The 12,680-nt window shown below is 43.5% G+C and carries 3 protein-coding genes and 1 pseudogene; 3 read left to right on the forward strand and 1 reads right to left on the reverse strand.

The features are described 5' to 3' along the window. Nucleotides 1-300: 300 nt before the first annotated feature. Together NPUN_RS06195 and NPUN_RS06200 are read left to right on the forward strand one after the other, a co-directional pair. Entirely contained in the window at nucleotides 301-1,347 is a 1,047-nt protein-coding gene (locus tag NPUN_RS06195; protein WP_012407961.1) for a sulfonate ABC transporter substrate-binding protein, read from the forward strand. A 1,247-nt stretch (nucleotides 1,348-2,594) separates the two neighbouring features. Continuing rightward, a pseudogene (locus NPUN_RS06200) lies at nucleotides 2,595-4,748 on the forward strand (hypothetical protein); the annotation flags it as partial. Between the two features lie 229 nt (nucleotides 4,749-4,977). Here the strand turns inward: NPUN_RS06200 and NPUN_RS06205 are convergent. Beyond that, nucleotides 4,978-10,059: a CHAT domain-containing protein gene (locus NPUN_RS06205; protein WP_012407963.1), complete on the reverse strand. Its 5,082-nt coding sequence runs from the start codon at nucleotides 10,057-10,059 to the stop codon at nucleotides 4,978-4,980. Nucleotides 10,060-10,265: 206 nt separating this feature from the next. Between NPUN_RS06205 and NPUN_RS06210 the strand changes: the two genes are divergently transcribed. Further along, the gene (locus NPUN_RS06210; RefSeq protein WP_012407964.1) at nucleotides 10,266-12,101 is read left to right on the forward strand and encodes a ShlB/FhaC/HecB family hemolysin secretion/activation protein; all 1,836 of its coding nucleotides are present in this window, start codon (nucleotides 10,266-10,268) and stop codon (nucleotides 12,099-12,101) included. Nucleotides 12,102-12,680 lie beyond the last annotated feature (579 nt).

Raw genomic sequence — 12,680 nt, forward strand, 5'->3', positions numbered from 1 at the left:
CTTCTGAGAGATTTTAGCACACAAAACCGTCCCTCTCCGAATCGGAGAGAAACTTGAACTTTAGTTCGAGTCTGGAAAAGTTTCATTGAACTTACATTAAGAGCAATACGCAGTAGAGGCGAACAGATGTCACAGGTGTTCAGTCTCGTTTCAGAATGCCCAATCAATGAGGAATATTTCTAGCCTCTGGCAGGAAATGAAGTTTTAAAAGGATTGGCGTTTAAGTTGACACCAATATACAGATACGCCTCTACTGAGCATCGGTAACTATTAGCCAAATAAAAACAAAGTATCACGTCCATGATTACCGCCTTCAAACAGCCACGAGTTAATATTTTTCAGCGTTTTTCACTATTTCTATTACCTGGATTATTAACAATCTCAACTACCTTAGTTAGTTGTTCAGTCACAACCCCAAATGCAGGAAATGAAACCACTAGCTTTAAAACTAAAACTGTCCGTATGGGATATCAAAGCTCAGGGGATATAGTCAGACTTAAAGGATTGATAGAAAAGCGTTTACAGCCTTTAGGCATTTCTGTCGAATGGGCGCAATTTGCTGCCGGACCGCAACTGATGGAAGCGATGAATGTAGGTAGGGTTGATATTGGTTCTGTAGGCGAAACTCCACCGATATTTGCCCAAGCTGCTGGTACATCTTTAGTATATATTGCTAGTAATAAACCCAGCACAGGTAAAGGAAGTGGAATTATCGTCCAAAATAATTCGCCAATTCGCACTTTAGCCGATCTTAAAGGTAAAAAAGTAGTTTTTCAAAAAGGTTCTGCTTCCCATTACTTATTAATCAAAGCTTTAGAAGAAGCTGGTTTGAAATATAGTGATATTCAAGCCATTAGCCTCCCTCCTTCAGAAGCCCGTGATGCTTTTATTCAAGGAAAAATAGATGCCTGGGTAACTTGGGACCCTTATTTAGCTGTGGCACAAAAAAAAGCAAATGCTCGTGTTTTGAGAGATGCTAGCGGCATTTCTACTCAGGGCGGATATTACATGGCTGCGCGAAAATTTGCCACAGAAAATCCAAAATTAGTACGATTAGTTCTTGAAGAGGTAGATAACACAGGTCAATGGGGTGAAAAAAACCGAGCAGAAGTTGTAAAGCTGACTATTCCTCATCTCAAAATTGATGAAGATATTTTAGCAACAATGATTGGAAGGCGAACTTATGGCTTAAGACCCATTACGCCAGAAATCATGGAAAATCAACAGAAAATTGCAGATTTGTTTGCCACAGAAAAAGTGATTCCTAAACCAATCAATATCAAAGAAGCGATGCTGAGTAGCGAACAATATGCAGCCATCACACCAGAAACCATTAGTCAGAAGTAGTGCCAAGAACGTCAGGTAAATCAGTTTAGCAAAGTTGCTACTCATGAAACCGCGATCGCCTAACTTTGTTTAACTTACAGCAATTGTGCGTTCGAAAGTCTTGCTTCGCACAATTGCTACACTGAGCAATCCACTCAGGCTGGATATTTGAGCATCTCTGCGTTTGTAATTTTGGTAAGCGATCGCAATCATTGCACATATATAATCAATTGCCAGGCGTAGCTCGCACTTCTCTACGAGACGCTGCGCGTAGCTTGCTTCGACGTTCGCGTAGCGTCCCGTAGGGAAGTGGTACGGCTGCGTTCAGTGACCACCGCAGGCATTGCTGCGATCGAAAAGCAAAATATGTATTTATTTTACCAGTACTTAAAGCATATCCAAAGTTGGTGGAACCCAGCCTTCTCCTGTAGTAGCTTGCTTCTCCAAAAGAGTACGCCTCAAAGACCTCTTTGGCTACTATAGGTCATATTTGATTTTTGAAAAACTCCGTACAACTCAAAAAGCCTTCTTTCCTATTGCCTCTTGCTTATTGCCTGCCTCTTCCCTTCCCACGCAAGTAAGTATGGCTACATGGCTACGCCACGCCACGCGAACAAAAATCAAAGCGGATTCCTATATAAAATCTCAAAATGTGAAGAACACAATAAGAGAATCCCTTAGCAAATACATTTTAGGGCAGATAATATAAAGAGTATACAAAGATAGCCATTTAAGTATAGACATCTAAGTAAATATTCAGTATTAAGTTAATATCAGGTTATTTAAATGTTCCCTATTTTAAGTTAGCCAATCCAAGGGCAATAGCTCAGAATGAGGTGAGGAAAATCTCTTTCCTTATCATAGAGTCAACTGTTCCCTACTTTAAAGACACTAGGACTTACGCATTGACAAAACAATTAAGTTACGGAGTTTGAAGTTCAGGCATTTAAGCTTGATTTTGTGACGCTTTTTGCTCAATTGCTATTCAATCAAGGATGCTTATAAAAACCTGAAACGACCCACCTCAGTTACTTTATGCTGCATTAAAATTATACAGCGTATGAGGCTTTGCTACTTAGGCAGGCACTAATTGATTGCAAGCTGGTAAAAAGAGGAGATTTTTGAGAAAAATTACTGTCCCTTTTGAGGGACATAAAAGTATGCCGGAAGTGTCAAGTTTCGGTAAGTTCTTGTGTTCTAAAACAGTATTAACTCAGCGCTGAAAACTTAAACGTTACTGAAAAAATTGATTTAATTAGGTAAAAGTTATGACAAATATCTTTGGAACCAAGGGTAATGATACTCTCGTGGGCAGCGAATTATCGGATACAATCAATGGTCTTGCAGGCAACGATACCATTACACCTAACCAGGGCAACGACACCGTAACTGGTGGTGGCGGCAAGGATCAATTTGTTTACAACTACAGTAACTACGCCGATGACACTGACACCATCACCGATTTCGGTGGTGTGGGTAAAGGAAGCAACCCAACACTAGGAGTTATTGCCGAAGTAGATACCATCAAATTCCAAGGTGCTAATTTTACTGCCCAAAATCTGCTACTTACCCAGAATGGCAGCAATCTGGAAATCACTTTTGAAGGGGAGGCTAATCACAAAGTCATCCTAAAAAACTTTAAGTTAGAAAACTTGGAAAATCTAAAAGCTTCTGGAAACAGAGCAGCTATTGGTAATATCCTATTTGATGGGCAAACTAGCATCACCGATAGTTTTGATGTCTTTGATGCCAACTCCACTGAAACTAGCGTGTTCAACAAGAACACGGTGACTTTCCTCAATGACCTCGACAACAACATTACAGGTTTAGATAACTCAAATGATGTCATCAATGGTCAGGGCGGGAATGACCGCATCGACGGCAAGAGTGGCAACGACTTGCTGAGGGGTGGTACGGGAAATGATACTCTCATTGGTGGTGCGGGTAGCGACACCCTTGTTGGTGATACTGGCAATGACTCTCTCGACGGTGGTGCTGATAATGACTTGCTACGGGGTGGTGCAGGGAACAACATCCTCAACGGTGGTGCTGGTGACGATAACTTGAATGTTGACTCTTCACCAGGCAATAATCTCTTGTCTGGTGGCGATGGCAATGATACTCTCTCGGCATTAGGTGACTACGAAGGTAATGTGGTGTCTGGTAATAACACCCTCAACGGTGGCGCTGGTAACGATAGCTTGAGTGCTGACGGTTCCGCAGGCGATAACTTACTGGATGGTTCCAATGGCAATGATTATCTCTCTGCCTCTAGTAGCTACTACGACCCTAGAGTGTCTGGCAATAACACCCTCAAGGGTGGGGTTGGTGACGATACCTTGAGTGCCTTACTTTCAACAGGTAAGAACTTCCTGGATGGTGGTGATAATAACGATTATCTCTCTGTCAATCTTTCCTCTGGTAATAACACCCTCAATGGTGGTGCTGGTAACGATTACTTGAGTGCTAATATTTCAACAGGCAATAATCTGCTGTCTGGTGGCGATGGCAATGACTCTCTCTTTGCCTCAGAATTTGAGGGCTATAGGTTTGATAACACTTCAGGGAATAACACCCTTAACGGTGGCGCTGGTAGCGATTACTTAAATGTTGACTATTCACGAGGCGCTAATCTACTTTCTGGCGGAGATGGCAATGATTCTCTCTCCGGTTCTAGCTACGGCCGCGGCTTCGGAGGAGCTTTTTATAACACTACTGGAAATAACACCCTTAACGGTGGCGCTGGTGACGATAATTTGAATGTTGATTATTCAACGGGCGATAATCTACTCAATGGAGATAATGGCAATGATTATCTTTCAGCCTCTGGCTACAAATACGACAATTCTGGCGACGAACAAGGAGTTTATCGCAGGACATCAGGCAATAACACCCTCAATGGTGGCGCTGGTGCTGATAAATTGATTGTTGATTATTCAACAGGCAATAACCTACTCTTGGGGGGTGATGATAATGATTACATCTCTGCATTTGGCGCATTAGGCACTAATACCCTTAGTGGTGGCAATGGAAATGACACCCTCAAAGGTGGCAATGGAAATGATATTCTGACAGGTGGTTTTGGTAATGATAGCCTCTATGGAAATGATGGTATTGATACCTTTGTTTTCAATGGCTTCAATCAAGGTGTCGATCGTCTTTATGACTTCAACGTAACTAATGACCGGATTCAGGTATCGGCTGCTGATTTTGGTGGCGGGTTATCAATAGGTACACTTCAGCAAAGTCAGTTTATCGTCGGAACATCTGCAACGACAAGCAATCAACGATTTATCTATGATTTTTCTACAGGTGGACTGTTCTTTGACCAAGATGGCAGTGCATCTGCGTTTACTCAGGTAAAATTTGCCCAATTATCTGCTGGATTGTCACTAACCAACAACAATTTTGTCGTTGCTTGATGGTGATTGAAACTCTTCCATAACTAAACAGCAAAGATAGATTGCGAGGTACTATTTTCAGCACCTCGCATTCGTATTCATAAAGACATTAAGCTTAGTTCCTTAGCTTTAGGTATAGTCAGGTTATATCTGCATTCGCTATTTACGTAAGCGATCGCAATTTTGCCCACGATTCTCAAAATCGGCAGACGAAGGGTAAAAGCGTGAGAGTAGAGTTACTCTTGCCACTTTACCAAGGATTACCAACCATTGTGAATCCAGACCAATAATAAGGATGGGTAAGTAATTGCTCCCCTTCATCAGCACTGTTAGTAGGTAAAGACAAGTTCCCCACTACTCCTAAACCTTCTAATTGACCATTTTTAACGTAAATCTGCCCTTTAGCCATAGCTACCTGAGCCTGTCTGAGGGCTTCTGCCTTAATTGGAGCTGTCCTCAAGTTTTGATAAAATTTCGTCATCAAGGCTGCTGTACCGGCATCATTAACCGACCAAAGACTAGCAACACTAGTTTTCACGCCTGCCAGCACTGCTAAACCTGCAAATCCAAGCTCTGACTCTTCATCTCCTAATGCTGTTCTACAAGCACTCAGCACGAGCATTTCAACTTCGGGTTCATTAAAGCGCAACTGTCGTAATTGGTTCAAGCGTAACTTGTCCTCCCACAGTTGAATATAGGAATTACTCAAAGCGCCGGTAGTAAAATCGGCATGGGTTGCCATGTGAATAATCCCAAAAGGTTGTTGGCGGCGGATAGTTTTGAGATTTTCTAAGGTAGCTTGCTTGTCTAACAATAATTTGCCCTGCCAAAGTTTAGACACCAGTGTTGATAACTCTAGGGGAACTGCTGGTAAAGGCTCTTGTCCTTGTGTACTTTGAGAAACTCCCATCGCTAAGACTTGAGATTTTTTAATGTCTTTATAAAGAGTGTTAGTCAAGCTGATACTGGGCATCAAGCCAATGCTATATTTTTCTACTAGAAACCCCTTGCCATCATGAAGTGCTGCCATTGGAGTTGAACGTAACCCCATATCTGGTAAAAAGACCAAATTATTGATTTCTCTTGCCTGCAAATCTGCCTCTAATGGTGCAATAATCCAGCGATAAAGTTGTTGAGATGGACGCAAATAACCGGTGCGGCGACGGTTTTGTGGACTAACTATTTGGTCACGAAATTCCTGAGCTACTTGAATAACTTTGGCTTTGGTCGTTTCTGGAATGCGCTTGCGAATAGGGTTGCCTTTTCCAGTTACTACGACTATTTCTAGTTGGTCGCTATCCTGCTCTGCTAGAGTATTTAATTGTTTAGTAAATTTTTGAGCTTTGCCCAAATTTCTCTCTGGTATTATCTCCACAGGAACAAAACTGATGTAAATAAATGCAGGTTTAACACCAGTCGCTTCTTCAATTTTGCGAGCAATTTCTTTGGCATCATCTAGTGTTTTAATTCTAGGAGTCGGGATACCTAAATGGTCGGCAAAATCATCTGTGAATTTATCTTCGGGCGTGGGATCGGTATTAATAACGGGGTTGTCAATCTTAGGATTATTGGGGTCAGGGACATTCGGTTTACCTGGAGTGCATTGGAATGAGCAAGGGGGAGGATTCGGGGTAAAAGTCGGAGTAGGAATTGTAGTAGGAATTGTAGTAGGAGTTGGGGTAGGAATGGTGGGAGGAATTTGGCTGACATTGATTCCGACCTGTACAGGTGCAGAAGACGAAACGCGGTCATTTGCACTAATTACAAAGGCATTTAGTGAACCATTTACATCAGTCGGAGGGGTATACACCAAAGTATCGTCGCTAGATAAGGTAGTGACACCAGGAATGACGGGAAGGCCATTGACAGTCAGATTTCCTGTATTCACCACATCAACCTGGATGGAGGTGATGTCATTATTAGCATCGCTGACCAGTGCAGCCAAACTAGAGAATGTCAAGGTCACTGGTTGATTGGTCTGGGTGTTGGGTAGCGATGAGTTTGCCGTTAATACAGGCGGAGTGTTGACGGAAGTAATGGTGATGCCGGTTGGGGTACCAATCGCATCTCCACCAGTTGGCAATACTGGAAAGTTACCCGAAGCGATAGTTGTACCGCCTCCCACATCAATTGTTCCAGCTGTGCCATTAGCACTCGTCGCATCACCTACAATAAATGGCACGTTACCTGGACCACCATCATGTCGAATTGTGACAGTGCCTCCGGCGATGCTAGTGGTTACTCCTGCTCCAGAATCGAAAATTCCGCCGGTGGCGATGGTAGTACCTACCCCTATTCCTTGAACTAGTCCGTTTGTCAGCACTTGCACATTGCCACCTTGAACAGTGTTTCCATCAACAAAATCGTCTGCTACGGACTGTGTGTTGATGTTGGTAAAACTAATATTGCTACCAGCAGTATTGGTAGTCTGTAAAGTAACGTTGCCACCTGTAACATTTCCAGTTCCATCGACTCCAATGGCGATCGCTGAGGCATTAATGGCATCATTAACGGTGATATTCTCTGTGGCAGTTAAGGTGACTGCGCCAGCCGTACCAGTAAAATCGCCACCTCCGGTCTTGAATACAGATGAGTTAATCGCCCCAGTGGTAATACTACCTGCTGTAGTTGTTGCAACTATATCGCCACCACGACCTAAGCTACCAGCATCACTGGAAAAGGAATTAATTCTATCTGTGAGGATATTGCCTGCCGCAGTCAAAGTCACTGTCCCTGCGGTGTTGACACCATTATTACCAGTATCACTGGTGTTAATCTGATTAAGAGTAATTCCACCATTGCTACTTACGACTTGAACATTACCTGCTGAATAGCCTTGTCCACTGGCAATAATGTTACCTGTACTAATATTGCCGGTCGTCGCAGACAAAGTTATATCCCCGCTTCTAGCGAAATTACGAGTTGTGTTTAGATTTCCTAGTAATAAGCTGGCTCCTGAAATATTAATGGCTCCTCCGGTTGTCTGGATTGTGTTGGTAGGGTCAACAAAGTTCACAGAACCGTTTTGTGAGGTTAGGCTGAAGCTACCACCGCCCAAGTTTAAAGTAGCAACACCAGCGGTAGTCACTCCGGGTGTAGCTCCGGTGATGTCATTGATTGTAATATTGCCTATAGCCTGTAAATTGATATTTACACCCGAAGCTGCGATCGCACCCCAAGAAACGGTGTTAGCCCCAATATCTGGATCGTTAAAGGCAATGTTGCCTGCTGTGGCATCAAAATCACCTGTCCCTGCTGCGGCATCGATAATAGTTAATGTGCTGGGGTCTAGTAATAAAGTGCCAAAGCTGCCATTAGGGGCTGAAGCATCTACTAAACCGTTGAAGGTTAAGAAATTTTTGCCTGATACTTCTACAAAACCACCATTCCCGGCATTTGCTCCTCCACGAGCCGAAATTTTACCAAAATATTGAGTTGTGTCGTTACCCCAAACAATTACCTGTCCGCCATTTCCATTCAAATGGCTATCGGCATTAATGACTGACTTTGAGTCAACATAAGTCCGATCTGCGTTGGGTACAGTCCCCTTACCTTGGTAATCACCGCCAATTAGCACAGTACCACCGCCATTCGTTCCAGAGGCGTTAATATTGGCATCAACCAGCGCAACTTTTTTACCCAAAGCAGTTACCGTACCGCCTGTTTGACTTGATACATCTACTTTGCCTGAAACAATTGTTGTCCCTGGAGTTGTGGGAATTGTGACGTTAGAGCCTGTCAATTTTACAGTCCCATCAGGATTGGCAGTTAACCCTGTGTTACCAACTGTGAGCAATTCAGGTATTGAGGCGATGGGAATTGTCCAGTTATTGGGTTGGGTGCTACTAGAGGCGAGGGGCTGAATTTCCAGACTCAGCAGATTTCCTGGCTGACTGAGACGCACCCAATTTTGTCCTGGTACGGATGTGATAGAAATCTGCCCTCCCGGTGCCGAAAGTTGCCCGGTGTTGACTACAGTACCACCCAATAAATTTAAATTTTGCCCAACACCTACTGCCAAATTTCCAGCATTGGCGATCGCTCCTGGCTGGTTCATACTAAAGGCAAATCCGTTGGGGTTTCCAACTAAAGCAGCGTAGTCATTAACACCAATGGCATTGAACCAACTGCTGCCAAAACCAATGCCATTGGCTGTTGTCACTGTGAAAGCACCAGGCACATTTAAGGTGGCGTTTGATCCAAAAATAAATCCGGCTGGATTCATCAAGAAAAGGTTAGCATTGCCACCTGTTACCTGAATTAAGCCATTGATAACCGAGGCATTCCCGCCTGTAATTCGACCAAGGATATTTTGTAGTGCCGGACTAGCTTGGAAATTGGCGATTTGTTCTGGTGAAATCCCAAACTGTTGAAAGCTGTGGAAGAGGTTAGCACCATCTCCAGAAGTTATACCCCCGGTGATATCTAGTCGATTACCATTGGGTGTAACAATTGTGTTTGTCCCATCGGCAGCAGGGACAATTTGTTGTGCCTGAGATAATCCCATGCTCGTGACTGTCACTAAAGGCAAAATAGCTAGGACTGAAGCGGCGATTTTGTGTAGTAGAGGTTTTTTACGCCGCAAGATGAAGCGACCTGCGGGCAATTCCACATCGATTTGTAACTTTTCTGCTAATCCGCGTCGCCAAAGTGCTTGAGCGATCGCCTTCTGTGACCAGAGTATTTGTTCTGTTCTTCTGGTGACAGACATGCTTTGAGAGTGAAGCCGATAGAGGTAGAGTGGCTCTTGCACTCGGCGCACCTGGGTTACTTCTGAAAGTCGCAGACATAGGTCATAATCATAGGCACAACCAGAGAACGATTCGTTAAAACCTCCCACTCGGTCGTAAACCGACCGCCGCATCAGGCGGAAGTGAAACGTCATGAAGTTTACCAAAAGATTGTCTTGGGAGTAAGCAATATTACAGCGATGACCGTAGCCTATGACAATACCCTTTTCATCAATATTTAAGTAGTCGGTGTAAACAAATCCCGTTTCTGGGTGGCGATTCAGTACTGTAGCGGTTTGGGCAAGGGCGGTGGGGGCTAGGATATCATCACTGTCTACTATACCGATGTAAATGCCACTAGTTTGGGCGATCGCTGCCTTACAAGCCGCAGAAACTCCTTGATGCTGTGCTTCTACTACCCGCACTCGCCCATCTTGTTGAGCATAAGCGTTTGCGATCGCCACCGATCCGTCTGTGGAGCCATCATCCCAAATTAGTAGCTCAAAGTCTTGCCATGTTTGTGCTAATACGCTAGCGATCGCTACCCCAAGGTAAGACTCCCGGTTGTAATTGACGATGACTATGGAGATCAGTGGTGGCATCGAAGTATTCTCAAGTTTTCTACCTGTTATCACAATATAATGCTAAGGGCTATCACTTAGAAGAAATTGCTGTTAATTATTGTTTTAGTTACAAATCTTCTGAAATGTGAATGTTAAAAATATGATATTGAAATATTCATACAGCCATAGCACACTCAAAAATCAAAATTAGCCCAGTCGTAAAATAAGGCACCCACTGAGGAGAAATGAGAAAAGAAACAGAAACTGGCATTAAGCCGAAAACAATTACTCAGAAAAGCATTGTCTGTTTCTCTCATCAGTTAAATACTTGGCAAAGTCTAGCAATTACTAGATGGAATAAGCACAGCTTCAGTTTTCAGTGTGGCTTGCTAATTCTGCCTGCGGTCTGGATTGTAACTGCAAATGGACTGAGAGCTACGGCGAATATATTGACACCAGACTCAACCCAAAAGAGTATTCAGTCAGAGTTACAAATAGTACAGGCATCAGAAACTGCCCCGGAAAATAACCCCAATCAAGCCGAACCAAATCCCCAACCAGAAACACCACAACGAATTCGGGTTCGCAAAATCCAGGTTGTAGATAGCACAGTTTTTAATGAAAATGACTTTAATCCAGTTGTCAAACCCTTTGAAGAACGGGACTTAACTTTAGAAGAAATCAGACAAGCCGCAGATGCTATTACCCAGCTTTACTTAAATAAAGGCTATATAAATTCCAGAGCAGTTCCAGACATTCAGCAACCTAGTACCGCCGATGGTGTTGTGGTAATTCGGGTAATTGAAGGGCGTTTGACAGACATTGAGATCGAAGGGACGCGACGATTAAATCCATCTTATGTTCGTAGTCGCATCCAATTAGGTGCCGGTACTCCTCTGAATACTAGTAAGCTCGAAGATCAACTGAAACTGTTGCGACTCGATCCCTTATTTACAAATATAGAAGCACGTCTGCGTCCAACGGGTAAGGTTGGTCAAAGTGTTCTCATTGTCAGAGTTGAAGAGGCCAACCCTTTAACTGGTAGCTTGGGTGTAGATAATTATTCGCCTCCGAGTATTGGTGCGGAAAGATTGGGTATTGAACTGCGCGATCGCAATTTAACCGGGATGGGAGATGAGTTAGCCGGCTCCTATTACCACACCCTCTCTGGTGGTTCCGATGCCTTTGATTTTAGCTATCAAATTCCTGTGAACGCGATGAATGGCAAAGTGCAGATTAGAACCGCATTTAATCGCAACGAAATCACTGAGGCACCCTTTGATGCTTTTGGCATTCGCGCCAACCAGGATCTTTATGAAATTAATTATCGTCAACCATTGATGCGATCGCCAAGAGAAGAATTTGCCCTATCTTTGGGATTTACCTATCAAGATGGTCAAACCTTCCTCTTCGAAAACCTGGCAACCCCCTTTGGCATTGGGACTGATGCCAATGGCGTTAGCCGCACCAGTGTAATTAAATTTGGTCAAGACTATACTAAGCGCGAACCTCAAGGAGCTTGGTTTTTGCGATCGCAATTTAATTTTGGTATTGACGTATTAGATGCAACTATCAACAATGACCCCATACCCGATGGTCGCTTTTTCAGTTGGTTGGGTCAAATACAGCGCGTGCAGCAACTCAGCGCCGATCATCTGTTACTTATCCAAGCAGACTTGCAGCTAACACCAGATAGCCTTTTACCCTCCCAGCAATTCGTTATTGGCGGTGGACAGTCTGTAAGGGGATATCGGCAAAATATCCGCTCAGGGGATAATGGATTTCGTGTAGCGATCGAAGATCGGTTCACAGTCCAGCGTAATGAATCTGGATTATCCATAATTCAACTTGCGCCATTTCTGGATATGGGATCTGTATGGAATCAGTCTAATAATCCCAATCGGCTGCCCGATCAAACTTTTTTGGTGGGTGCAGGCTTAGGATTATTATGGAATCAGGCAATGGGAATTGATAATCTGTTTTTACGGCTCGATTATGGATTTCCATTTATCGATCTGAGCGATCGCGGCAATAACGCTCAGGATGATGGCTTTTACTTTAGCCTTCGCTATCAACCTTAGAGGATGTTTGAAAAGTATTTCGCTGTGACTTTAGGCACTTTTAGATCCCCTCTAACCCCCCTTAAAAAGGGTGGAACTGGAGTAAAAGTCCCCCTTCTTAAGGGGGATTTAGGAGGATCTAGAACATTTTGCTACCGAGAAGAGGACTTTTCAAACATCCTCTTAGGCAATTTCCGTTAATAAATCTACCGCCACCGTTGGTTTCGACTACTTCGACTACGCTCAGTACAAGTTCGCTCAACCAACTAAGGGATCGAGAGTTGAGCGTTCGCGTAGCGTCTCGAAGAGAAGTCGAAACTCGTCAACCTGGGTATATTCTTTGTAAGAAATCACCTTAGTACACCAATATTGACGGGCTTTCTTTCTGTAGCTGAAGATTCCCTTTTTTTAGTACTGAGTGCTGTTAGGGGATAGCTAAGGTTTAGCCCGTGCTGAGTGCTGAGTTAGGAGTCAGAAGTTAGTATTTTTCCCCTGTGCCCCCTGCCCCCTGCCTCTTTTTCAATATTTCCTGACCTATGTCAGCATTTTTTGTTTTAAAAACCACTGAAAAAACGCATTTTCAGGTGATTGGCGATTTTT

Origin of the sequence: Nostoc punctiforme PCC 73102, assembly GCF_000020025.1 — a bacterium.
Taxonomy (GTDB): Bacteria; Cyanobacteriota; Cyanobacteriia; order Cyanobacteriales; family Nostocaceae; genus Nostoc; species Nostoc punctiforme.

What these genes read in the sequence shown, in the direction of transcription:
- NPUN_RS06195 (WP_012407961.1), top strand. Translation starts at nt 301, where the DNA reads ATGATTACCGCCTTCAAACAGCCACGAGTTAATATTTTTCAGCGTTTT.
- NPUN_RS06205 (WP_012407963.1), bottom strand. Translation starts at nt 10,059, where the DNA reads ATGCCACCACTGATCTCCATAGTCATCGTCAATTACAACCGGGAGTCT.
- NPUN_RS06210 (WP_012407964.1), top strand. Translation starts at nt 10,266, where the DNA reads ATGAGAAAAGAAACAGAAACTGGCATTAAGCCGAAAACAATTACTCAG.